Source organism: Bacillus sp. FSL W7-1360, from assembly GCF_038592975.1.
Taxonomy (GTDB): domain Bacteria; phylum Bacillota; class Bacilli; order Bacillales; family Bacillaceae_D; genus Shouchella; species Shouchella lonarensis.
Genome location: NZ_CP151950.1, coordinates 2,075,219 through 2,099,202 on the forward strand (window position 1 = coordinate 2,075,219; position 23,984 = coordinate 2,099,202).

25 protein-coding genes, 1 tRNA gene and 1 other annotated feature are annotated in these 23,984 nt (G+C 43.5%); of the genes, 6 read left to right on the forward strand and 20 right to left on the reverse strand.

The window, feature by feature from the left end; all coding sequences use genetic code 11:
• Positions 1 to 2 precede the first annotated feature (2 nt).
• The 13 genes from NSQ26_RS10725 to NSQ26_RS10785 form a co-directional block, all read right to left on the reverse strand.
• Positions 3 to 776, reverse strand: a complete 774-nt coding sequence (locus NSQ26_RS10725) for a type III pantothenate kinase (RefSeq protein WP_090776617.1) — start codon at positions 774 to 776, stop codon at positions 3 to 5.
• 54 nt (positions 777 to 830) lie between these two features.
• A complete protein-coding gene (ftsH, locus tag NSQ26_RS10730; protein WP_090776616.1) occupies positions 831 to 2,816 on the reverse strand; it encodes an ATP-dependent zinc metalloprotease FtsH in 1,986 nt (661 codons plus the stop codon).
• A 66-nt stretch (positions 2,817 to 2,882) separates the two neighbouring features.
• Complete coding sequence (hpt, locus tag NSQ26_RS10735) at positions 2,883 to 3,425, reverse strand: hypoxanthine phosphoribosyltransferase (protein ID WP_090776615.1); 543 nt, start codon at positions 3,423 to 3,425, stop codon at positions 2,883 to 2,885.
• 104 nt (positions 3,426 to 3,529) lie between these two features.
• The gene (gene tilS, locus NSQ26_RS10740) at positions 3,530 to 4,918 is read right to left on the reverse strand and encodes a tRNA lysidine(34) synthetase TilS (RefSeq protein WP_499718147.1); all 1,389 of its coding nucleotides are present in this window, start codon (positions 4,916 to 4,918) and stop codon (positions 3,530 to 3,532) included.
• Positions 4,919 to 4,943: 25 nt separating this feature from the next.
• Entirely contained in the window at positions 4,944 to 5,876 is a 933-nt protein-coding gene (prkT, locus tag NSQ26_RS10745) for a serine/threonine protein kinase PrkT (protein ID WP_499718148.1), read from the reverse strand.
• Positions 5,836 to 6,573 (reverse strand): vWA domain-containing protein, encoded by a 738-nt coding sequence (locus tag NSQ26_RS10750; protein ID WP_499718149.1) that lies wholly within the window; start codon positions 6,571 to 6,573, stop codon positions 5,836 to 5,838. The genes prkT and NSQ26_RS10750 overlap by 41 nt, the downstream gene beginning before the upstream one ends.
• A 71-nt stretch (positions 6,574 to 6,644) precedes the next feature.
• Entirely contained in the window at positions 6,645 to 9,161 is a 2,517-nt protein-coding gene (spoIIE, locus tag NSQ26_RS10755; RefSeq protein WP_499720046.1) for a stage II sporulation protein E, read from the reverse strand.
• Between the two features lie 262 nt (positions 9,162 to 9,423).
• A tRNA-Met gene (locus NSQ26_RS10760) sits at positions 9,424 to 9,497 on the reverse strand.
• Between the two features lie 190 nt (positions 9,498 to 9,687).
• Entirely contained in the window at positions 9,688 to 10,134 is a 447-nt protein-coding gene (locus NSQ26_RS10765) for a S1 domain-containing RNA-binding protein (RefSeq protein ID WP_090776612.1), read from the reverse strand.
• Positions 10,135 to 10,211: 77 nt separating this feature from the next.
• A complete protein-coding gene (locus tag NSQ26_RS10770) occupies positions 10,212 to 10,589 on the reverse strand; it encodes a septum formation initiator family protein (RefSeq protein ID WP_245701282.1) in 378 nt (125 codons plus the stop codon).
• Between the two features lie 14 nt (positions 10,590 to 10,603).
• Positions 10,604 to 11,179, reverse strand: coding sequence for a spore cortex biosynthesis protein YabQ (gene yabQ / locus NSQ26_RS10775; protein ID WP_499718150.1), 576 nt, complete (start codon positions 11,177 to 11,179; stop codon positions 10,604 to 10,606).
• Complete coding sequence (gene yabP, locus NSQ26_RS10780; protein WP_499718151.1) at positions 11,176 to 11,490, reverse strand: sporulation protein YabP; 315 nt, start codon at positions 11,488 to 11,490, stop codon at positions 11,176 to 11,178. Before yabP ends, yabQ begins: the two co-directional genes overlap by 4 nt.
• Positions 11,491 to 11,590: 100 nt before the next feature.
• Positions 11,591 to 12,094, reverse strand: coding sequence for a GNAT family N-acetyltransferase (locus NSQ26_RS10785; RefSeq protein ID WP_499718153.1), 504 nt, complete (start codon positions 12,092 to 12,094; stop codon positions 11,591 to 11,593).
• 107 nt (positions 12,095 to 12,201) lie between these two features.
• On the opposite strand from NSQ26_RS10785, the gene NSQ26_RS10790 reads away from it, so the two are divergent.
• Positions 12,202 to 13,170: a 2-hydroxyacid dehydrogenase gene (locus NSQ26_RS10790; protein WP_499718154.1), complete on the forward strand. Its 969-nt coding sequence runs from the start codon at positions 12,202 to 12,204 to the stop codon at positions 13,168 to 13,170.
• A gap of 28 nt (positions 13,171 to 13,198) precedes the next feature.
• Here NSQ26_RS10790 and NSQ26_RS10795 read toward each other — a convergent pair whose 3' ends face one another.
• The gene (locus NSQ26_RS10795) at positions 13,199 to 13,561 is read right to left on the reverse strand and encodes a winged helix-turn-helix transcriptional regulator (protein WP_499718156.1); all 363 of its coding nucleotides are present in this window, start codon (positions 13,559 to 13,561) and stop codon (positions 13,199 to 13,201) included.
• Between the two features lie 127 nt (positions 13,562 to 13,688).
• Here NSQ26_RS10795 and NSQ26_RS10800 point away from each other — a divergent pair, with 127 nt between their 5' ends.
• Entirely contained in the window at positions 13,689 to 14,291 is a 603-nt protein-coding gene (locus NSQ26_RS10800) for a nitroreductase family protein (RefSeq protein WP_499718157.1), read from the forward strand.
• Between the two features lie 65 nt (positions 14,292 to 14,356).
• On the opposite strand, the gene NSQ26_RS10805 is transcribed toward NSQ26_RS10800, so the two are convergent.
• The 4 genes from NSQ26_RS10805 to NSQ26_RS10820 all read right to left on the reverse strand — a co-directional run bounded on the left by NSQ26_RS10805 (position 14,357) and on the right by NSQ26_RS10820 (position 18,116).
• The gene (locus NSQ26_RS10805) at positions 14,357 to 15,820 is read right to left on the reverse strand and encodes a catalase (protein ID WP_499718158.1); all 1,464 of its coding nucleotides are present in this window, start codon (positions 15,818 to 15,820) and stop codon (positions 14,357 to 14,359) included.
• A gap of 128 nt (positions 15,821 to 15,948) precedes the next feature.
• Entirely contained in the window at positions 15,949 to 16,260 is a 312-nt protein-coding gene (locus NSQ26_RS10810; protein ID WP_090776604.1) for a hypothetical protein, read from the reverse strand.
• Between the two features lie 137 nt (positions 16,261 to 16,397).
• On the reverse strand, positions 16,398 to 16,772 hold the full coding sequence (locus tag NSQ26_RS10815) for a hypothetical protein (RefSeq protein ID WP_499718159.1): 375 nt from the start codon (positions 16,770 to 16,772) through the stop codon (positions 16,398 to 16,400).
• 120 nt (positions 16,773 to 16,892) lie between these two features.
• Complete coding sequence (locus NSQ26_RS10820) at positions 16,893 to 18,116, reverse strand: RtcB family protein (RefSeq protein WP_499718160.1); 1,224 nt, start codon at positions 18,114 to 18,116, stop codon at positions 16,893 to 16,895.
• Positions 18,117 to 18,288: 172 nt separating this feature from the next.
• On the opposite strand from NSQ26_RS10820, the gene NSQ26_RS10825 reads away from it, so the two are divergent.
• Both NSQ26_RS10825 and trpS read left to right on the forward strand, forming a co-directional pair.
• Positions 18,289 to 19,071 carry a hypothetical protein gene (locus tag NSQ26_RS10825; RefSeq protein WP_499718161.1) on the forward strand — a complete coding sequence of 261 codons (783 nt, stop codon included), beginning with the start codon at positions 18,289 to 18,291 and terminating at the stop codon, positions 19,069 to 19,071.
• Between the two features lie 119 nt (positions 19,072 to 19,190).
• Positions 19,191 to 19,391 (forward strand) — a binding site (T-box leader).
• Between the two features lie 72 nt (positions 19,392 to 19,463).
• Positions 19,464 to 20,453 (forward strand): tryptophan--tRNA ligase, encoded by a 990-nt coding sequence (gene trpS / locus NSQ26_RS10830; RefSeq protein WP_499718163.1) that lies wholly within the window; start codon positions 19,464 to 19,466, stop codon positions 20,451 to 20,453.
• 34 nt (positions 20,454 to 20,487) lie between these two features.
• Here trpS and NSQ26_RS10835 read toward each other — a convergent pair whose 3' ends face one another.
• On the reverse strand, positions 20,488 to 20,751 hold the full coding sequence (locus NSQ26_RS10835; protein ID WP_499718164.1) for an RNA-binding S4 domain-containing protein: 264 nt from the start codon (positions 20,749 to 20,751) through the stop codon (positions 20,488 to 20,490).
• A gap of 19 nt (positions 20,752 to 20,770) precedes the next feature.
• Positions 20,771 to 22,090 (reverse strand): bifunctional methyltransferase/pyrophosphohydrolase YabN, encoded by a 1,320-nt coding sequence (gene yabN / locus NSQ26_RS10840; protein WP_499718165.1) that lies wholly within the window; start codon positions 22,088 to 22,090, stop codon positions 20,771 to 20,773.
• A 171-nt stretch (positions 22,091 to 22,261) separates the two neighbouring features.
• Here yabN and NSQ26_RS10845 point away from each other — a divergent pair, with 171 nt between their 5' ends.
• Positions 22,262 to 22,870: a YIP1 family protein gene (locus NSQ26_RS10845; protein ID WP_499718166.1), complete on the forward strand. Its 609-nt coding sequence runs from the start codon at positions 22,262 to 22,264 to the stop codon at positions 22,868 to 22,870.
• A 33-nt stretch (positions 22,871 to 22,903) separates the two neighbouring features.
• Positions 22,904 to 23,968 (forward strand): undecaprenyldiphospho-muramoylpentapeptide beta-N-acetylglucosaminyltransferase, encoded by a 1,065-nt coding sequence (murG, locus tag NSQ26_RS10850; protein ID WP_499718167.1) that lies wholly within the window; start codon positions 22,904 to 22,906, stop codon positions 23,966 to 23,968.
• Positions 23,969 to 23,984: the final 16 nt, after the last annotated feature.

Sequence of the window (23,984 nt, forward strand, 5' to 3'; positions counted from 1 at the left end):
CCTCACTTTACCTTATTTTTCTCATAAATGACTTTCAATCCTTTTAATACTAAATGCTCATCTAAAAACGTCAACTGAGCCACATCTTCATAAAATAAGTGTGCTAAGCCACCCGTAGCAATGACATGTACATCAGTTAAACGCGCCTCATCAATCATTCGCGACAAGACCCCATCAATGAGCGCCACATGGCCGATGTAAATCCCACTCTGCATTGATGCACTCGTTGTATGACCAATCACTGAAAGTGGACGAGATAATTCGAGCTTTGGCAATTTTGCTGCTTGCGTATATAATGCTTCGGCACATATTGCTGCACCTGGAGCAATGACACCACCTTTGTAACAGCGCGCCTGGTCGATATATGTAAAGGTGGTTGCCGTCCCAATATCCACAACAATCGCTGGGGTGCCGTAGTGCGCAATCGCTGCCACGGCACTTGCGATCCGATCAGCGCCAACTTCTTTAGGATTGTCCGTTTGAATATTTAAGCCTGTTTTCACACCCGGACCGATGACAAGTGGCCCTATGCCTATGTAGTCTTGACACATTTGCGTAAGACGATGTGTCATCGTCGGCACAACCGAAGACATCATCACCGCATCGACGTCGGCAAAGCTTTTTTCCTTATAATGAAAAAAGCGCTGCAATAACATCGCATATTCATCGCTCGTTTTCTCCGCTTTGGTCGCCATCCGAAACGTGGCAATGAACGTGTCCGTTTCATACAAACCAACCGTAACAGATGAGTTACCAACATCAAGTACAAGTAGCACAAATAGCCCTCCTTAAGAAAAAGAGGGTGCCCGCGTTAGGCACCCTCCCCATATTTACGAGCGGTTCTCACCGTTATGATCAACAGAACCCGACTGGTCGTCTGGTAAGTTCGTTGTTTCTTCATACGGCTCACCAGTGGCCTCATCGTCTTTCGATTGAATGTTCACCTTCACATCTGTCAACTTCTTCGTTGCGTGATGGTTTTCTGGCAACTTTCCTTCGTTAATTAACGATTGGATTTGCTCGGCATCAAGCGTTTCTAGCTCCAGTAATTTCTGCGCAATCAAATCAAGACTATCTTTGTTCTCAAGAATAATCTCCTTACAGCGTGTGTAGCTTTCTTTCAAGATCCGCTGCACCTCTAGGTCAATGTCATGGGCAATCGCATCACTGTAATTTTGCTCGTTTTGGATGTCACGACCTAAAAAGACTTGCCCGCCGCCGTTCGAACCAAATTGCACTGGACCAATTTTGTCACTCATCCCATACTCAGCGACCATTTTCCGGGCAATAGCGGTCGCTCGTTGGAAGTCATTGTGCGCACCCGTCGACACTTCGCCAAATTGAATTTCTTCTGCGACACGCCCACCGAGCAAGCCGACAATTTTATCAAGCAACTCTGGCTTTGTCATGAAATAACGATCTTCTTTCGGGAGCATCATCGCATAGCCACCGGCCATTCCCCGTGGGATGATCGTCACTTTATGCACCATATCAGCACTTTCAAGCTTCACCCCAACAACTGTATGACCTGCTTCATGCCATGCAACAATATTTTTCTCTTTTGGAGAAATGACACGGCTCTTCTTCGCCGGTCCAGCAATGACCCGGTCAATTGCTTCTTCAACATGCTCCATGCCAACCTCTGTTTTGTTGCCACGTGCAGCGACAAGTGCTGCTTCATTCAATAAGTTCTCCAGATCAGCACCAGAAAAACCTGGCGTCCGTGCAGCAATTAAATCTAATTTCACGTCTTCACGTAATGGTTTATTACGTGCATGCACACGAAGTACTTCTTCACGCCCTTTGACATCAGGCGCATTCACTTGAATTTGTCGGTCAAAACGACCTGGGCGCAACAGGGCCGGATCTAAAATATCGGCTCGGTTTGTCGCCGCAATGATGATAATTCCTTCATTTGAACTAAATCCGTCCATCTCCACAAGCAACTGGTTAAGGGTCTGTTCACGTTCGTCATGACCTCCGCCAAGACCCGCACCACGTTGGCGACCAACCGCATCAATTTCGTCAATAAAAATGATACATGGCGAGTTTTTCTTCGCGTTCTCAAACAAATCACGCACACGAGACGCACCGACACCAACAAACATTTCGACAAAGTCCGAACCACTAATCGAGAAGAACGGCACACCTGCTTCACCAGCAACTGCACGAGCGAGAAGGGTTTTCCCTGTTCCCGGAGGACCAACGAGCAAGACCCCTTTTGGAATACGCGCCCCAATCGCAACAAACTTGCGCGGGTCCTTTAAGAAATCTACAACCTCGACAAGCTCCTGTTTCTCCTCATCCGCACCAGCAACATCTTTAAATTTCGCTTTCTTTTTATCATCACTCACCATTTTTGCCTTGCTTTTCCCAAAGTTCATGACGCGGTTTCCACCGCCGCCACCGCCGCCTTGGGCAGAGCTCATTAAAAAGAAGATGATTAAAATGACTAACAATAATGGCGCAAACCAAAGCACTGTTGACAACCAATTACTTTGTTGGTCTTCCGGTTTTACAGTAAGATCAACATTTTCTAATTGCAGCAACATATCCTTTGTTACTTCTGAATTAAGAAGATGTGTTTCAAAACGTTCATCTTTCTTGCTATCGGTAAAACGACCGGTCACAATGAACACAGATCGCTCAGGTTTCACTTCAACACTTTTGACTTCACCTTTATCAAGGCGTTGTAAAAACTCGTCGGTCCGCACTTCTTTTGTTTCCGTGCGGTCTCCTGATAAACTTTGCACAGCCGCCATGACAATTAATAGCAGCAATGTGAAAATAATAATAGTACGTACTGTACGATTCATCCTTGACCTCCTCCCACATCCAACAAAACTGCACCTATCTTACCACAACTGCGACGTAAGTACCAACTATTCGCCTTCATAAATCTCCGGTTTGAGCACACCAACGTATGGTAAATTCCGATAACGCTCCGCAAAATCAAGTCCATAACCGACAACAAACTCATCTGGGACAATGAAACCGGCTCGATCTGGGACAAGGTCAACTTTTCTTCCTTCTGGTTTATCAAGCAACGTGACCACTTTTACAGACTTTGCTTTACGATATTTAAATAGCTCGATTAAATAGCTAAGTGTCAATCCACTATCAATAATATCTTCCACGATGACGACATCTCGTCCTTCTACTTTCGTATTCAAATCTTTGACAATTTTAACCTCTCCTGATGAGACTGTCCCTTTGCCGTAGCTCGATACATCCATAAAGTCAATCTCTACATGGATGTCAACTTGTTTAATTAAATCGGCCATAAATGGTAGCGCCCCTTTTAATACACCAACGAAAAGCGGAAACTTCCCATCATATTCATTTGAAATTTCACGACCGAGCAGCTTTACCTTCTCTTGAATTTCTTCTTCTGTAATTAAAATTTCTCTCATGTCGTTTTTCATATACCTTTTTCCTCCTCTAGTCAATCAAACCCATCACGCTAAACTAGGCATTCATTGTGCCTGAAATTCCCATCCCACAAGGCTCAGCGCAAATGACATACACCTTAATCATCGCGATCATACTTATAAAAAGAAAGGATTACGTTTGGTTCAGTAGATTCATCCTTTTTTACCGACAACGAACGATGCAACCCAGGAATCCACAAAATTTCATCATCTGCATCTACAACCAATGGCCACTTCTGACGCAACAACGGCGCAATTTTACAATCAATAAACAAACGACTAATTTTTTTTGTCCCTGTCATGCCTAATGGTGAAAATACATCGCCCTCTTTACGGTTGCGAATATAGAGCGGTTTTTTGAGCGCCCGCATTGGAAACATCACGCGATATGGTTGTTCACACGTCAATAATACTTCTCCTGCTACAGAGGCCTGGATGACACCAAGCGGGGTCTCGCACTGACCAGGAATAGATAACGGATATTTGTACAAGTCACCATTCGTATCCTGCTCACACGTGAATGTACATGTGTCATACGACAAAATTACGCGTAGACCCCCTCTTAAATGAAGGCGTTTCTCTGAGGAAGATTTTCTCATTAAAAAAGATTGAACTTGTTCAATATGTAGCGCAGAAACAACTGCTTCTCCACTATATAGATAACTTAATATTAGATGAATCATTCTCCTTTGTAAAGCAGGAGCTATCCTTCTAAACAATGGCTTTGAAATCTTCACATAACCACTTTTTTTTACTTTTGTCACCTGCACTAACACTTTTTCCGCTTCAGCAAATAAATAGTCATTATCGTCCGCATGCCAACGTGAAAATCGGTGTGTATGCACATGAATATGTGGGTTTTCCTTTTTTAGCACGGGCACAATTTGCGCACGAAATCGATTGCGAGTGTACATAGCCGAAGCATTGCTTTCGTCCTCATGAAACGGCACTTCATGTGCATGGCAATATGCTAAAATTTGCTGTTTTGTTTCTTGTAATAACGGTCGAATGAGGCGACCATTTACATATGGCTGATCAGGTGCAATGCCTATATTGGTCAGCGGCGTTGTGCCACGCACCATTTTCATCAGGACCGTTTCCACCTCATCATCACCATGGTGTGCTGTCATTAACACATCACCATCGAGCTGCATCATCGCTTCTTGAAAAAATTGGTACCGCAACGTACGTGCGCCTTGCTGCACTCCGATACGGTGCTGTTCACAATATGCCCTTACCGATAGCTGCTTTTGCACATACGGTATCCCCCAGTCGGCACAAACTGTACGGACGAGTGCGGCATCTGCATCCGCTTCTTCACGGAGCCCATGATGTGCGTGCAGCGCGACGAGTGTAAACTTTTTTTGCGCGTTTATGTTACACATTATATGAAGTAATGCCATTGAATCCGCACCGCCAGAAACCGCGACAAGAATCGTATTCAAATTAACCTCGCGCTGCATGTATTGCTGCACACGTTCTCTCATAAACTGTTCGCTCCTAAATCCCCACTTAAAAAATCTCTCCCAACAAGTATAGGACAGATAGTAGAATAACAAAAGAGGCGACTAAAAAAAGATCTACACGATCTGTCAATTGCCTTTTTCTGTTCACAACTTTTCTCGTAGGTAATTTGCCCTTTTTTCGTTTTACTAGTGCGCTACGCATATCATCAGCACATACATACTTGCCGTGTAACGCCCGCAACAACATTTGTTGATACGGTTGTAACAACGGTGATTTCTGTACCATTTTTTTTAATTGTGCTGCTGTTTTACCCGACACTTTATTTACTCGTGCGGGATATGCACAGACAATCATCATCATCGCCACAGAGAATAAATCATATTGCGGATCCGCCCGGCGCGAGCCAAGCTCCCAATAACCACGATCATAGTATTCCGTATACTCTTTCACCGCTCGCCCCATCTCTGTCACACCACCGACATCCAGTAGCCGAATATGATACGACTTGTCAGTAACAAGCACATTCTCTGGTTTCAAATCACCAAAAACCAAGCCTTGTTTATGTAATTGTGCTAACTTGGTTAGTATTTGCGACAACAATACTTCTACCCACTCCCCACTGCGACCTTTCATGAAATCAAGTACATTCTCACCTTGTATATACTCCATTGCATAAAAAGGAGCTGAACCTCGTAAACACACATAATCATCGACATCATATAGACAAGGCCCAAGCATCTCTTGAACCTTGTTTAATTGTTTTAAGACATTTACTTCGGTTGTAATCGCCCGCGCATCCAAACCAATTTTCAAGGCGACATAGCCGTCTTGTCCTTGCGCCAAATACACGTGCCCCGTCACGCCAACGCCAAGCTTCCGAACAAGTGTATAACATTGCCCATGCCATTTACCGCGCACAACTAACCCAGGATAAAATTCAGTTGCCCAATCGGCGTGCACGTCGCTGTTGTTCACCATACAACCGTCTCCTTTTTTCTCGCCGTGAAGAAAACACACCTATTCCGGCCTGCAACGCTGGTCCTGTCGGCGTCAATCCTTTCGGTGTTAATTGCGCAAATGCTTGTGTGAGAGAAGTGAGTCTCGGTGTCCAATCCACAAGTCGGTCAATCGGATCACTTTTCCCAGGAAATGAGTATAAGCAAAAAAGACTATCACCCAGGCGGGCATTTAAACTTAGTGACAGATCCATTAACGCTTCTTGCACCATCGGTAGCTTGTCTGTCATACTTGCGCTCGTATCAATTAAAACGAGTACTTCTAAAGAAACCGCTTCTCCTAAACGTTCCGTCACTTCCACAATTTGTCCTCTATCATCCGGGGAAACATCATGTAATCCTTCTTTTTCTGGGAAAATATGTTTTAGTTCTTGCTGAACAACATGTTGCAATGTTTGCGTCATTGCCCGGCGCGTCACCGTCTGCACTGTCCTTACAAGCTGTTTTTTCGTCACAATTTCACTTACGCCGCCACCGGCAAGTGCAATGGCTTCAATTTCCTCTAACCCTCTGTATTGATCGGGCCCCTCTTCGGTAATCCCAATTACATTAATACAAATCCCATGCTCTTGCGCAAGACGCGCAATGGCCACTGGGTCTTCTCCTTCATTAGAGTGACCATCTGTCATTAACAAAATTTGCTTTAAAACTGCCGTCATACACGTCACCTCCAGACTTTCGTTGTGTTCCCATTTTCGTCCACCTGGGGCAATTTTATACGCGCATATCGTTACGTACCAACAGCTCGTTTCACTTGCACATTGATCCGCTTATCACGACGCGCTTTCGCATGAAGCGGGATGGACGACCACTTTGGTGTGTGCCGCTGTACTTGTGTCACAATGACTGTCATGTCATCTTCAATGGTTAACCCACGCTCTGAACGAATCACTTGTTCTAATATGATATCAGCAACTTCCTGAGGATCGTCCGTTTCAATATCAGCAATGAGTCGACGTAACCACACATCTTTATTCTCAATATGTCGCTTTGCGTCAAGAATGCCATCGCTGACCATAATAAGCAAATCACCCGGCTTTAACTGTTCCCGCACGACATCTACCTCAAATTCTTGAATAATGCCGATCGGTAAATTCCCTGCTTCCACTTTGGATACATGTGAACCCCGTTTAATAAAGCTTGGTGTCGATGCAATTTTTAAAAATGTCGCTTGTGCATCTTGTAAATCAATCATTGCCAAATCTAGCGTAGCAAACATATCTTCCGTATTCCGTAACGCAAGGATCGAATTGACCGATTGTATAGCGACGGTCTCTTCTATGCCGGACTGCAACACCTCTTGTAACAATTGAAGTGTCTCACGGCTTTGTAAATACGCCTTTTCGCCATTGCCCATCCCATCGCTAATAGCGACAGCAAACTTTTCACTATTCAACTCAATCATCGCATAATTATCACCAGAGAGCCATTCTCCACCTTTCGCCACTTTTGCCACACCTGTTTGCGCAACATAAGGATTGGTCGATCCGAGCGACATATGACTGTAGCCATTTGAATAAAAACCCGGTTCCTCTCTCTTCAACACAATCGTTTCATTCAGTAAGTCTGATAACATCGGCGCAATGATCTTTTCTGCTTGACCTGCCCCAGGCTCACAATACACGCTCATCTCAATCTCAATTCTCCCGCTTGCAACACTACAAACATCGATATGCCCGACCTCTAAACCAGCATCTCGAAGCGCATCAATCATAAACTCTTCTTCTATCACATGTGGCTCTCGTTCTTTCTGGATTTCGCTTGCAAAGTTACCCATGACTTTTGCCACACCCAGTAACTGATCTGACACTAACCGTCTACTTTCTATTACTTGCCGTTTTAACGTTTGATTTGCTTGGTACTGACCTACCTCTATATTCATTGCGGTAATCACTTGATCCGGTTTCCGACAATAGCTCCGCCACTGTCGCTTCAAACGCATATCGACAACTGCGCCATTGCTCTCAATATCACAAACCATCTTTTGCATCATGTCATAGGTGCGTTCTACATGAGCTACCCAACACTTTTCTTTCATCGGACACGTCTGGCACGTTTTCTCAGTTACATGGCTTAACATCAAATCTATTTCACGTACCTTCTTCTCTTCCTCATCGTCTTGTTCTACTTTAAAACTATGTGCAAGCGTCTGAAATAACGAAGAAAAGCGCTCTACACGCCCAGCCGTGGCATCACGTACTTTTCGCAAATATTGTTGCTGCTCTTGGGCATGGTGGGTCGTTCCAGGAATGTAGCTAGCAACACGAACGAGCCAAGATTTCGGTGTCAACAAAAATATACCAATGGCTAGCACAGATTCGATTACCGTCCCTGCTAATCCCGTTCCTCCCTCTGCATACATTCCAATCAACAACGTACCTACAAGCAACCCTGTTGCAACACCAATTCGCTTTCCTTCCTTCATTAAACCGCCTAGTAAACCAGCAAAAGCTAATAAACTCATTTGATACAAACTAGCCACACTCGCTAAACTTAAGATCAGTCCTGTAACAACACCAACAGTAGCGCCAATTGTAGCTCCACCAACAAAAGCAAAGATCAGTACCAAATACCGCGCAACACTATGTTGTGCGACAACATCGTACATGACCCATCCGACTGTGCCAGTCATGACAGACGCAAGCAAGATAATGAGGCAAATAATCTCTTCATTCTTTAATGCTTGTCCACTACGCTTCCCAGTCACAAGCGGAATGCTTTGCAAAAAAATCATTGTTAATAAGAAACTTAGCCCCGCTTCGACGGTAGCCATCATCCACGCATACTGTCCAAGCTCACCTTCCACTGCAAAAACAATCCCTAAACGCGTCAACATTGTTGCGACAAACACAACATAAGGAAGGGTTGTCATCGACTGCATCCAAAACCGCTTGGCGACTTTATAGAGTAATAAAAAACAAACCATTCCAATTACAGCAAACATCCATTGCCCATGATAACTAAATAAACTTCCGCCCAACAGTGACAACGCCGCAATGACTGCATGTGTATGACGCAAAACAAGTACCGCTGCTAAAAAAGGAAGTATAAATGGGGTTAACTCTCCTAAAATCATTGCGCGTCCAAGCAATAAACCAATCACAGCAATGAATACTCCCCAATCATACACGACGGTTTTTATCCCTTTAGAAACTTTAAACGTCCTATGAACGAGTTGCTGCCGTAACCGATGTGGCAACCAACCAATTACTGTGCCATCTGCCGTCTTCGCCATTTTCTTCAACATCATCGTCACCACCCTATTGGTATCGTGACCCCACTATACCAATAGATCAATCTAGCAATTTGTCATAATGTCACATAGGGAGAAAAAAAGATTTCGACCACGTTCGTTGTAAAAAGTAAAAACCACCTACAAAGAGAGTTGAATTTCCACATTGTGGCTGCACATACACAAGTCTTTTCTCTACAATTGACTAATACTGGCTAACGATTTTGTACATAAAAAAGCACCCTGCTCAAAAAAATTGAACAAAATGCTTGAATGATAGCGGCGGAGGGGATCGAACCCCCGACCTCACGGGTATGAACCGTACGCTCTAGCCAGCTGAGCTACACCGCCCCATGTCCTATTAACACGACCTTCACTAGTATAAACGGCAACAGGCAAGCTGTCAACATATTTTTCCTCGACACGCCGAATCCACTCTATCGGACTACTTTATAGTTGTAATCTACAGAATGCGAAAGAAGGCAGACTGTCTCCTGCCTTCATGATAAACGAACAGAATATACGTTTAGCAAGCAACAAGCTAACCTCGCTTGGCGCCGCGACCACCTCGCTTGGACTCTGTTTGTCTTTTAATCGTCGTCAAACGTTCTTCACTATCTTTTAAAAACCGATTCATTTTATCTTCAAAAGAGATGGTTGCACGAGGTTTATTACCACCACGATGGCTACCGTTTCCTGAGCGCTGAAACGAACGTGCTCGCTGTGGACGCGCTGTTTCTTCTCGTTCAGGGCGGTCAACCGCCTTTCGGATAGACAAGCCTACTTTTCCATCTTTCTCTACATTGACAACTTTTACTGTGACTTCATCGCCAACTTTTAGTAGCTCGTTAATATCTTTGACATAATGATCGGCAACCTCACTAATATGGACAAGACCAGTTGATCCGCCTGGGAGCTCTACAAATGCTCCGAAATGCGTAATACCAGTTACCTTGCCTTGGAGCTTGCTGCCTGCTTCTATGGACATGAAAACGTACATCCTCCTTAAGTTTGTATAAACAAGTATAGACTCCTATACATTATAACTGATGAGAAATTTCGCTGTCAATCATCAGATTCTTTCGGGACATTTATTCTCGTTTCACCTGGGAAAGTTAAAAAGTAGTCACGCCTAGCAATCTCTGCAATAAACGCATCGTCCTGATAATTTTCAATTTCTTTTAGTAGATGTTTTTCTTCCTCCAATACGACGCGCTTGTCTTTTTCTAATAAACGTATCGTATCTTCACGCGCACTCATGCTTGTATGTTGCGAAAATAGCGTAATAAGCGCGGAGGATACCAACAACAAAAACACCACTGACAAGAGCGTGAGGCGCCGGTATAAACCTTTTTTATGCTGTTGTTTTTGTATCAATTGCTCAGTGTGCTCCTCAATACGCTTCGGATTTAGTTTTGTGACATTTTGATATTTAGATACCATTCTACTCACCGACATCACTCCTCTCTGTCTTTTTTCAACAGTCGCCTGCAAAAGTCCTTTATAAGATTGTAAAAAGGCAACAATTTTCGCAATTGGGTTGTTAAACCCGTCCGATTCGCAAGCCATAGAAAAGGTGCGCCCGCGATCCGCAAAATAAACACGAGTGTTGTGCGAACGATCGTTATCACTATCATACTCAAGCGGTATAGAATGTGCAACACCCATTTTAGTGGTGTCCCAAGAAATACCTTAATAAAAGACGTACAGAAACGATACAAAGCAGTCATCACTTTGATGGTCCATTCCAATAAATTTTGGTACAACCGTTTAAATAACGCCTGATAAGCAGCATAACCGCAAAGAAGTGCAAGAAAAATATATATTCTTATTTCACCATGATTCAATTTCAGCAATACATAAAAAACAATAAGTGCCTGCAAAATCCAGAAAAAGAGGTCACGCACAGCTATGAGCAAGCGGAAGCGATTCTGTTTCACAGTAAACCGCTCATACGTGTCTAGTGATGCACCAAGCCACACCCCCATCCCTATCATTGCTGTCAGCGTATAAAATTGGAGCGTCGCTGTCACTTAAATAACTTCCCTAAAAAACCTTTAGATTTGCCTGCTTGGTTTTGATCGACGTAAACAAGATCATAAATCTTCCCTTCAATTGATACGTCGCCCCGCTCGACATCTAAATTTTTCATATGGAGATTTTGACCACGTACTGCTAAAAAGCCCATATCTGTTTCCAGTAGAAACTCTTCATTGTCAAAGCTCTCCACTTGTTTCACACCGGTAATATCTAGTTGTTTACGACCACGTAACGTAATATTATGATCTTTACCTTTGTCATCTCGTCCCATTGATGCGCCAAATTCATACGGCGTTTGGTCCATATCCAACCCCTCCTCCTCACATCTTCATTCCATCTTATGTCCTTCAGACAAAAGGTAGAACAAGCCATCGTTCCGGAGTAAAGAAATCAAATACCAGAGGTCAGAATGATAGTATTTTCGCCATTGTCCATTCGTCGACACAATTACCGTCAATGCGGAGAGAACATGTCTTTTCTCCTTCAATTTGATACCCAACACTTTTATACAACGCGAGCGCGCGCTTGTTATGCTTCATCACGGTTAATTCCAAACGTAGCAACCCTGCTTGCTTTGCAAATATTTCAGCCTCCTGTAACAGTCGTCTGCCAATCCCTTGTCCATGATAAGCGGCTACTACTCCGATTACAATTTGACCCACATGACGCTTACGTTTTAAAGGAGAACCAAGCACACCGATATACGCTACGAGCTTTCTCATACTTTCAGCACCGAGCATCGCTGAGTTCGACGCTTTATGAATGGTTTGTAACATCTTCTGTTGCTCACTTATAGTCATTGTTCGTTCTCCTGGCTCGTACAACATATAGGATGTTTCTTTGTCTATCTGCTTTTGTAATACTAAGAAAGCAGCTGCATCGACCTCTTTTATCTCACGTATATTCATTTTTCTCCCCCAAATTTAACTTTTTAAATAAGCCGCGCCTCACAACGTGACAAGCATTCCTTTCCTTGATACCATATACATATGCTTGATCTATAGGAGGCTTACCGATGTCAAAACCGTATGTTTTTATTGATGAAGCACTTCCGATGTCAGTGGAAAAATATCTTGCCAAATACTGCACGTACACAATGTGGTCAAAATCGCAGCCCGTTCCCACACATACACTGCAAAACGAACTGAAAAAAGCCGCTGGCGCCATGCTGACCCAATCTCGTCCACGCGCCGCAGACATTGCTCATGCACCCCATTTAAAAGTAATCAGTACCGCTACGGTTGGCTACGATCATTTAGATGTAGCTATGCTTGCAGCACACGGCATTACAGTGACAAACACGCCTTACGTCCTTGATGAAACTGTCGCCGATCTCATTTTCGGTCTCATCCTATCTGGCTGCCGCCGCATCGCCGAACTACATACATGGGTACGTGCCGGCGGCTGGAATCAAGTGGTGCCCCTTGAGCTTTACGGGCAAGACGTTTACAACAAGACGCTTGGTATTATCGGAATGGGACGCATCGGTGAGAAAATTGCCCACCGCGCCAAACACGGTTTTAACATGTCGATTCTTTATCACAACCGCTCCCAACGCCCTGAGGAAGAAAAATTATACGATGCAAAAAAAGTTGATTTAACCACATTGCTAGAAACAGCTGATGTTGTCGTCATCATGGTTCCACTTACAAAAGAAACGACACACCTCATTGGTGCAAAAGAGCTAGCAAAAATGAAACCGACGGCAGTCCTTGTTAACGGCGCCCGCGGTGCAGTCATCGATGAGGATGCGTTAATTGCGGCGCTCAAACAACAACAAATTTGGGGTGCAGCCCTCGACGTGTTTGAGCAAGAGCCACTGCCGTCAGGGCATCCGTTCCTCACACTAGAAAATGTCACATTGACTCCCCATATTGGCTCTGCTACGGCAGCGACACGTGAGGCAATGGCACAACGCGCGGCGGAAAACCTCGTTGCTGGTCTCAACGGCCAACAGCCGCAAGATATTGTAGAAAACGAATGACGGTGACTCGTGGATGATCACATCAAATTCAGTCATTGCTCTCAGGAGGCCGCTGCACTTGCTTATTCGTATCTCGACTGTGCAAGTACTGAACATGTTTCTCACCCCATTCATGCATCGCAGCTAACACCGGTTGTAAACTTTCACCGTATGCCGTCATCATGTATTCTACCTTTGGCGGCACTTGTGCGTAGACTTTACGATCAACAATCCCGTTTGCTTCTAACTCTCGCAACTGTGAGGTTAACATTTTCTGGGTGATCCCGGGAATCGCGCGTTTTAGCTCACTAAAGCGCATCACGTCATGTTTCATCAGTTGAAATAAAATATGATGCTTCCATTTCCCGACAAGAATTTCAAGTGCTGTATCTACACGACAATCATGGCTCACGGCATTCTCGCCTCCTATAGTTTCAAACGTGATACTAACAAACGAAAAAGTGCGTACTATCCAATACGCTTTCTACCGATTATACTAAAAAAGAACAATGAATCATACGAAAAAAGGAGAGATATACATGCGCACCGATTTTTACACTGCAATCGAAAAACGCCGTTCTTATTACGCTTTAGGCAAGGAGGCTGTCACTTCTGACACACGCATTCAAGAAGTGGTAGAACATGCGGTTAAACACGTCCCTTCGGCTTTTAATTCCCAGTCTACACGCGTATGCATCTTGCTCGGCAGTCAACACGACACGCTGTGGGACATGACAACCAACATTTTAAAAGAAACCGTTGGACCTGATGCTGACTTTACAGCAACACAACAAAGAATGGATGGATTTAAAGGAGCGTATGGTACGATTCTTTTCTTTGAAGACGAAGAAGTTGTCAAGCAATTGCAAGAAAGATTCCCACTCTATGCCGACAACTTTCCACTCTGGTCTGAACAAACATCTGGTATGCATCAATTCGCCATTTGGACGGGGTTAGAAGCGGAAGGTTACGGGGCATCCTTGCAACACTACAACCCCCTAATTGACGTGGCGGTCGCACAAAAATGGGCGATCCCGAACACATGGAAACTTCGTGCACAAATGCCGTTTGGCAACCCTCTTGCCGAACCAAACGAAAAAACGTTTCAACCACTTGATACACGAGTAAAGATCTATAAATAATTAAAGAAGCGAGACGCCCGCACACCCGCGACGTCTCGCTTCATTTATTCTCTTCATAAAAACCGCTAGTTGCTAACTTTTTGTAACTCGTGAATGGCGGCAAGATCAATCGACAACTGTTCTGCTAACCGTTGTCCAAGAGATTGATCTGCCTGATAGAAGTGACATATTGCCCGGAGCACCGTTTCTTTTTCCACTTGCTTTAAATCAGCAACTAAGTTTTTCACAAGCGCATCCTGAACTTCTTTCTCATAGCTACGATAGATCTTTCCTGCCTGACCAAAATGGTTTGTCTTCTCAATTACTTGACGACCCGTTTTACCGGCTAGTGGAGCACGGTAATCGGTATATCCTTCCGCTTCCTTCGGCGTTTGTTGATAACGGTTCGGCTCATAGTTTATTTGATTTGTTTGCTGTCCAACAGGCATCGCACCGTCACGCTGATTGTTGGCTTTTTTTGCAAAGGGGCAGTTGACAGGTAAGTCTAAGTAATTGGCACCGACACGATAGCGCTGCGTGTCAGCATAAGAGAAAATTCGCCCTTGCAACAATTTGTCCTCTGAAAGCTCGAATCCAGGAACGAGATTACCAGGATTAAAACTAGCTTGTTCTGTTTCAGCAAAAACATTTTCAGGGTTCCGATTTAATGTCATCGTTCCAACCAATTGATACGGGACATCTTCTTCTAACCAGTCTTTTGTTGCATCCAAAGGATGAAAATCAAATTGGTCAAACTCATTCGGATGGAGGACTTGCACATATAGATCCCACTCTGGGAAATCTCCTCGTTCAATCGCCTCGTACAGATCGCGCGTCGCATGGTTAAAGTCTTGCCCTTGTATCTTTGCAGCTTCTTTGGCGGACAAATTTCGAATACCTTGCTTAGGTACCCAGCGTAATTTCACATAAACCATGTCGTTCTCTTCATTAATCCACTTAAAGGCATGTACACTCGATCCTCGCATTTCTCGATAAGAACCAGGAATGCCTTCATCTGTGAACAAATGCATGAGCATATTCGTTGTTTCCGGAGACAGCGACATGAAATCCCAATAACGATCAGGATGTTGAATGTTTGTCCGCGGGTCTGGTTTCAAGGAATGAACCACATCGGGGAATTTAATGGCATCACGAATAAAGAAAACAGGAAGGTTGTTGCCAACAAAATCATAGTTTCCTTCTTCGGTATAAAATTTCACTGCAAAACCACGCGGGTCGCGTAGTGTCTCTGGTGAGGTACCACCATGAATCACAGTCGAAAAACGTACAAACACAGGTGTTTCCTTGCCATCTTCGGCCAAAAACGCCGCTCTTGTATATTGTTTCATATTATGTTTTACCTTAAAAACACCGTGTGCCCCTGCACCTCGTGCATGAACGACACGTTCTGGAATACGTTCCCGATCAAAATGAGCCAATTTTTCAATGAGATGGTAATCGTCAAGCAGCGTTGGTCCATCCGCCCCGGCAGTTCGCGAGTTTTGATTATCATAAACTGGATGTCCTTGATTGTCAGTTAATCTTTTCATCATCCGCCCCTCCTTCACTCAATAATAATTACTTATTTATAATTATTATTGATTACTTCAAGTGTAACGAAACCACTTGTTTATGTCAAGCAGAGAGACGCTATGTCTCAATCGTAATCGCAACACATTTATTCTTTATCCACACGTTTTTTTTGGACATCCCCCCACGAATAGCGAATTCGTTCGCCGTTTTTAAGATCTACAGCCACACTATAGTTAAATGGAGGAACACCCGCGTAAGACTTCAACACTTTGATTGTCTCGATCTTCTCTTTATCTAGCGATGGATCGTGACTAATTTGCCACATTGCTTCAGTCAATAACTCTTCTCTAGTCTCGACATCTCCTACACGGTAACTTTCATAATACTGCATGATAGCGATAACGCTGACTATAACGAGCAACACGCTCAAAATAATAATGACGTATTTGCTAGACAAGACTTCCACCTCCAAAAAGTAGACATAGCAACTTACGTAAACAACAGAAATACAACCTTTAATAAAAACAAAAATCGCCCCATTATGTAACCAAGCATTACAACACTTGACTAAAAAGGCGATTTTTTGTGTTACGTTTAATGCATGGCAATGGCAATCGAACCCTTTGCTGAACAGCCATTGCGATAACCTGTGTCACATTTAAGCACAAGCAAATATTCTCCAGGTCCCCATGTTTCTAACCCGCTTGCCTTTGCACCCTTTGCAACCATTTCACTCTTCACTACTCGACCATCTTTAACAATTTCATAAAAAACCGGATAGCGGCTATTTTGGAGGGTTTCAACGTCCCAACCAAAATAAGAGTATTGATCTAAATGATAGGCTTGAGAAAAAATTGTCCGGTCTGTTGGTGTTAAACTAAGCTCCGAAAACCCGTATACATCATTTGAGGCAGATAATACAAAGAAAGAAATAAAAATGACTGCGACAACCTTTTTCAGTGTTTTCATGCTCCAATCGCTCCGTTCTATGTTAATTTTGATGATACATGTTTATATTACCACCAAAATAAACACAAAGGAACTATTTTGTTGTTTTTTTATTTATTTATGTTAATAAATTCGTCCAAATTAATCTTTATATGGATCAAATTCTTCTGCTCCAGCCATACATACACCGACAGGGCGCAATACGTGTTCGATGCTCAATGTATTTTTATGCGCGTCTAATACATTTGCTAACTTTTTATAAACAAAAGGACTTTCATCCGTTCCGCCGCCACGTAATTCAACCCCATATGAATCAATGGCCTGTTGCATCTGATCCACCGTCACTTTGCCACCGCTTCTCGTCCGCGTTTTCCAGTTCATTTTCCCCGCAGCTTCTGTTCGACTCATGATTCGGCCAGCACCATGAACCGTACTATAAAATGCCTCTCGGTTTTCCTCGCTCTCAACACCACGTACCACCACGGAAATATCACCCATACTACCACCGATGAATCCCCATTGGCCCGGCGCTGATGGCGTTGCCCCTTTTCTTACAACCACATATTCTTCATCTCCATGCGTTTCTTTCCACGCATAGTTATGGTGGTTATGAACCGAAAAAACAGCGTCAGCTTGCAAAACTTGCAACACTTTTCCGATGACATAATCTCGGCCAGCGTAAGCGTATTTCCCTGCTAACTGCATTGCACGGTAGTACATATCACCAATGTCAGAGTCTAAATCTAGCAATGTTGGCGCGTCCTCCATTCGCTCACCCTTTACCTTGTCAGAGAATTTCTGCCCCTTTGCTAAATTTAGAAAACCACTTGCCGTTTTATGACCAAAACCACGGCTACCAAAATGATTCGCTACCCAAACATCATCTGTCTCCTCTTCAACAAATATATCAACAAAGTGATTCCCACTGCCAACTGTACCTAACTGTTTTTTAGCTAAGGATTTTAATTTGTCATGCTCCTGCTTACCTATTTCTTTATATACAGACCAGTCAGGATCATCAAAGAGTTCGTGATCAACTTTTTCTTGGTTGCTCCTCCCAACCCCAAAAGAGACCGTTTTTGCAATGTCATCCATGATCCTAGGCAGGTGGGCCTTCATGTCGGTATACTTTACATTCGTTTTCACTGCCTTATTTCCACAAGCAATATCATATCCAACCCCTGAAGGTGAGATTTGATTGCGATATACAACCACACCACCGACAGGTTGACTGTATCCTTTATGGTGGTCTGCCATTAACAATACTTGCTCCACATCACCGTGATTCGCACATGTGACCGCTTGGTCCACCGCACTCTCTAGGGGGCTGCCCCATACTTTGACACCTTTTATTTCTGTGTACATTTTTTCTCTCCCTCTCTATCTATAATCATCTTCTGCAACCTATTATACAGGTCTTTCTTTGTTTAATGCTACCTTCTGCCGCGGTCTCGCACCCATTAAACTGTTTGCAAGTTTAATAACAAAGTGTTAGTGTGTAAAGTGTTTAAAACTAATCATTAAAGGAGATGTTTTTATGTTTAAAAAGGGGCTTGTCTCGTTACTAGCCGTCATCGCTATCTTTATGTCAGGAACTGCCTTAGCAGCAAATCATGCAACAGAAACACTGCCGATTATCACTGGACCAGACATTATCTGTGTAGCAATTGGTGGCGATGCAATCCAAGTCTTAGAAGATAACTTCTCGGCAGTCGACAAAGACGGCAATGACATTACTGATGAAATGTACGTATTTATTGATGAATTTGAAACAAATAAACCCGCTATGTACAAAGCAATTCTTGCAATAGAGCATGAATACGGTGAGTTCATTCAACGTACAATTGATATTGTTGTGGGTTGTACAGAAAAGGCAAAGCCGCTGACATTTGAAAGGTACGTAGCGTTCACGTCTCATGCAGCAGACCCAGAAAGAGATACTGTTAACCACCATCATACCAACCTGTTAGAAGAAGTTAGCGCAGTAAAAGAAATCATTCAAAGAGGGGGCGACCAACATATCGATTTAGATGAACTTGGAGAAAAACTAGGAGACGTTTTATGGCATTTGTCACACGTATATCGCATGCTTGGCGCAGATGCGCATAGTAACCCACCTAACTTTGATCCAATCTCTTACATGTTTCACGAAGATGCAGAGAAAGTAAGTATTTTATTAGAAAACGATAGCTCCGATGATCCTAATCAAATTCCTGATACTTATACAAACCGTGTCATGTACGCCTTAAAATGGTTAGCACAAATCTATGATCTAAACATGGTAGATATCGCTAAAAAGAATATTGAAAGACTTAACTAAACTGTTAAAACTCGGATGTAGCAATGCGTGTAAACGACCTTGCTACATCCTATTAATTAATGCTGAAGAAACGCATTTCCTTGCATCTGCTCTTATCTTATGCTAAAATACTAAAAAACGCGTGCGCGATGAAAAAAGAAGAGTATGTATCTTTCCGTCTCATAGAGAGCTTGTGGGTGGTGTAAACAAGTGGCGGCAGATAACAGAATGGACTTTTGAGCGCTTCGGCTTAACGCTGACGGCAATGTGACCCGATATGTCACAGAAAGTGGCCTTGTAAAAGGCAACAAGGGTGGCACCACGGTCGATTCGTCCCTTATGGCGAATGGGCTTTTTTTGTGTTTTACGGCGCGGCCCCCAAGATCAACATGCAGATAGAGGAGGATTTATCCATGTCAACAATTTTTTCAGGTGTACAACCTTCAGGTGAAATGACGATTGGCAACTATATCGGTGCCATGCGACGTTTTGTTACTTATCAAGACACACACAATTGCTTGTTTTGCGTTGTGAATCAGCACGCGATTACTGTCCCCCAAAAGCCAGATGAACTAAAACAAAGTGCACGTAAACTTGCTGCACTCTACATGGCAATTGGCATTGATCCAAAGAAAGCAACGATTTTCATTCAATCGGAAGTACGAGCTCATGCTGCACTTGCTTGGATTATGACATGTTTATCTTCAATGGGCGAGCTCGAGCGGATGACCCAGTATAAAGATAAATCACAGCAACACGGTAAAAATGAGACGATTCCAGCCGGACTGTTTGTCTATCCACCGCTTATGGCAGCGGATATTTTGCTCTACCAGACGACACATGTTCCTGTTGGTGACGACCAGAAGCAACATCTCGAATTAACACGAGACTTAGCTGCGCGCTTTAACGCCCGCTACGGTGAAACTTTTTCCATTCCTGAACCACTTATCGCAAAAAGTGGCGCCCGAATTATGTCTTTACAAACACCAACTAAAAAAATGAGTAAGTCGGATCCAAACAATGCAGCCACGATCTTTTTACTTGAAGACCTCGCAAAAACAAAGAAAAAAATCATGCGCGCACAAACTGATTCGGATGGGATTGTACGTTTCGATATAGAAAATAAGCCAGGGATTTCAAACTTAATGACGTTGCGCGCAGCACTAACAAACGAAACAATGGATACCATGACCGCTGCTTATGATGGTAAAGGCTACGGTGACTTCAAAAAAGATTTGGCAGAAATCATCACAGAAACACTTGCCCCCCTCCAAGAGGAACATAAGAAATTAATGGATGACCCTATTGTCGATACAGTTTTAAATGAAGGTGCGGAAAAAGCACATGCTTTAGCAGAACAAACACTCCAAAAGGTAGAGAGCAAAATGGGGTTATCAAGATAGACTCGCACAGCATAAGAAAATCCCAATCTCGTCCTCACTCGGACGAGATTGTTTCTTCTTTTACAATTGTATACATTTCACCCGCTTCCTCTTTTCTTGTATGTTCACGGACGTCATCAATTCGCATGGTCACAAATTTTTGGCCAAAACGAATGACTAGTTCATCCCCTGCCTTTATGACCGTACTTGCTTTTGCAACTTGTCCATTTACAGAAATTCTTCCTTGTTCACTCACTTCTTTTGCTAACGTACGACGTTTAATTAACCGCGATACTTTTAAAAATTTATCTAGTCTCATTTACGTTCTCTCCCTTATTTCAATCTATTAATGCATCTAATGCGTTTTGCAATGCCATTTCCGGGGAAATATTTTCATGTCGGGCAACTTGCACTACAGCAATGAACATTTCTCCAAGAGATTTCTCTAACATACGACTGTCGCTCGTACCTTTTATATCGTGCAGTACTGCAAGCTGCTCTGTTAACTGCGCCCACACACCGGTCTGCACGGCGGTGCGCTTGACGATTTCCTCTGCACGCATGAGCGCTGGCAAACTTTTTGGCACCGTCTTCGCCGCTTTTGTGCCTTGTTCTGTCTTCTTAATTTCTTCCCACTGCGCAGCAACCTCGTCTGCTGTCTCAAGCGTATTTTCTGCAAACACATGCGGATGACGGCGAATCATCTTTTCCGTTAATGTGCCAATTACATCATCAACAGAGAAATAACCCTCGTCCTCACCAATTTGAGCATGGAGCAACACTTGAAGTAATACATCTCCTAATTCTTCAACAAGGTGTTCATCGTCCTCCTCGTCAATCGCCGCAAACACCTCATACGCTTCCTCTAACAAATATTTTTTAAGCGACATATGCGTTTGTTTTCGATCCCAAGGGCAACCATTCGGACCGCGTAACGTGGCAATCACTCGGCGGAGATAAGCAAAGTCTTGATATAAAAGCACCTCTTCTTTCACCGGAGGTACATACACAGCGGTTAAATTGTTCAATGTTGCGTGACGGTCAAGCGCATACAATGGTACACGAGTAATTGATTCACTAGCGGTACCCACTGCTGTGGCAATGATCACTTCATAATCGTCGGGCAAGCGCGCCATTAACGTAAGCTTGACATCAGAAGCAATCAACGCATCATACACTTGTACAATGATGATATGTTGCGTCAGTTGCAGCTCATCTTGTTTTAATGCAGTGCCATCAACGATTTGACAACCGTCAATGGGATCTACTGCAAGGGCACTGTACATTGCATCTAAAAACGAGGCACCACCAAGTACCTTTAATGTCACTTGTGCATGAGCCGCTTGTTCATGTAATAACTGAACCGTTCGTTCTGCGACAAACGGGTGCCCTGGTACCGCGTATAAAATATCGCGTTGCTGCGCCTCTTGTAACAATTGACTTGCAATCTCTTTATACACATCTTCAAATTGCTCATGCCTTTCATATATCTCGTCAAAAGATACATACTGCACCCCTTCTGCAGCAAGTTCGATTAATACTGGGTGATCCGCTGTACGCACAAACAATATATCTGCCTGCTTGAGTGTCCGGTACAACCCTAACGGTAATTGTGATAACTCTCCTGCGCCTAAACCGAGAATGGATAACGTCGGCAACTTGATCTCCCCTTTTCATCCTGCTAGCCATTTCAAAATCATCTATCCTTATCATACGCATTATGAGCGATTTTTTCCAGCACTGACAGCAACCAAATAAAGATGGCATTGAGCTCTTTTAGTATAACATGGTATGATAAACAAAATAGCGGAAGAAAAGAAGGTGATCGATTGCACACACCAAACCCGTGGACATACATTTGGCTACGCCCCAGAGCGGTCATTCGTGATGCACTTACGCACGACTTACATAAAAGAGCCGTCGTTATTTTATCATTGATATTTGGGTTTTTAACCACGCTATCCTATCAACGACTTCAAACGTTTACACTCCTTGGAGAAATTTCGTTGTTCCAGCTTTTCCTTATCGGTATCATAGGTTCATTCTTTGGCCCTATTCTATATTATGGAGCAGGTGCACTTGTTGGCCGCATCGGTTCATTATATGGCGGTAACGGTAATGTGACGGCCACACGGAAATCGTTGTTATTCGCTTTATTTATGCCGGGGATTCTACTTGGTTTTTTTAAAGTCGGTTACTTTACCATCATTGCACTCAATCTCCACTTTTTTAAATCGGCTACAATGACACCAATCTTGCAAGCGTACTCGTTCCTTATCGGCATTGCCAATGTGTGGATAATTGTTGTCTTCCTCATTGCTTTGGCAGAGGCACAACAAGTCAAATTGTGGCGCGCATTTTTAGTGCTCACCGTTTTTATTGGCATAGGTTTTATCTGTGTCATTGCATTAGATTTACTCGTACAACTCTTTGTTTAAATCAACTACTTTTTTGAAAAGGAAAGGGTCTCTATGAAAAAAGTTATTTTTACCGGTGGTGGTTCTGCGGGGCATGTCACACCGAATCTCGCCATTATGCAGGCACTTGATGAGTCTTGGGACATCGCCTACATCGGCTCACACGAAGGCATCGAAAAAGAACTCATCGAAAAGAACGCCGTTCGTTACTACGGAATTGCGAGCGGTAAATTGCGTCGTTACATGGACAGAAAAAACTTCACTGACCTTTTTCGTGTTGCAAAAGGTTTTTTTCAAGCACGAAAGATTTTAAAACGCGAAAAACCACATGTCGTCTTTTCGAAAGGGGGCTTTGTCACTGTCCCTGTCGTCGCCGCAGCCTCCTCGCTCGGCATTCCTGTCCACTTACATGAGAGTGACTTTACACCAGGGCTAGCTAATCGTCTCGCAAAACATTTTGCCAAAACGTTTTACACATCATTTGCCGAGACTGCCGCATATTTTCCTGAAAGTTCAACAACCGTCGTCGGCTCGCCGATTCGCCCCGACCTATTCACTGGCACTCGTCAACAAGGATTACATTTGACCCATTTTAGTCGCGAACGTCCTACGCTACTTGTCATGGGTGGCAGCCTTGGCGCTGGTAAAATTAATGACGTCATCCGCGAAGCGCTCGACTCGCTCACGCAGACGTATCAAGTCATTCATATTTGCGGCAAAGGCAACGTCGATCCTACACTAAAAGGCAAGCGTGGGTATCAACAATACGAATATGTACACGAAGACTTACCACACATTTTGCAAATGACCGATCTTGTCGTCACGCGCGGAGGCTCTAATGCCATCTTTGAATTTCTTGCTTTACACATCCCGATGTTGATCATCCCCTTACCTAGATCGCAAAGTCGTGGCGATCAAATTTTAAACGCACAATCATTTGTAAAAAATGGTTATGCTTCCATGCTTGAAGAAGAGTACTTAACAACGGACTCACTAATGAAAGAAATTCATTCATTATACGACAACCGCCAACTGTTTATTGAAACAATGAGTGCAAGCAGTGCTTCTCATGCTGTCAGCCGGATTGTGGAAGACTTGCAAGCGCGTGTCCAAACATAAAAAAGTGCCATTTGTC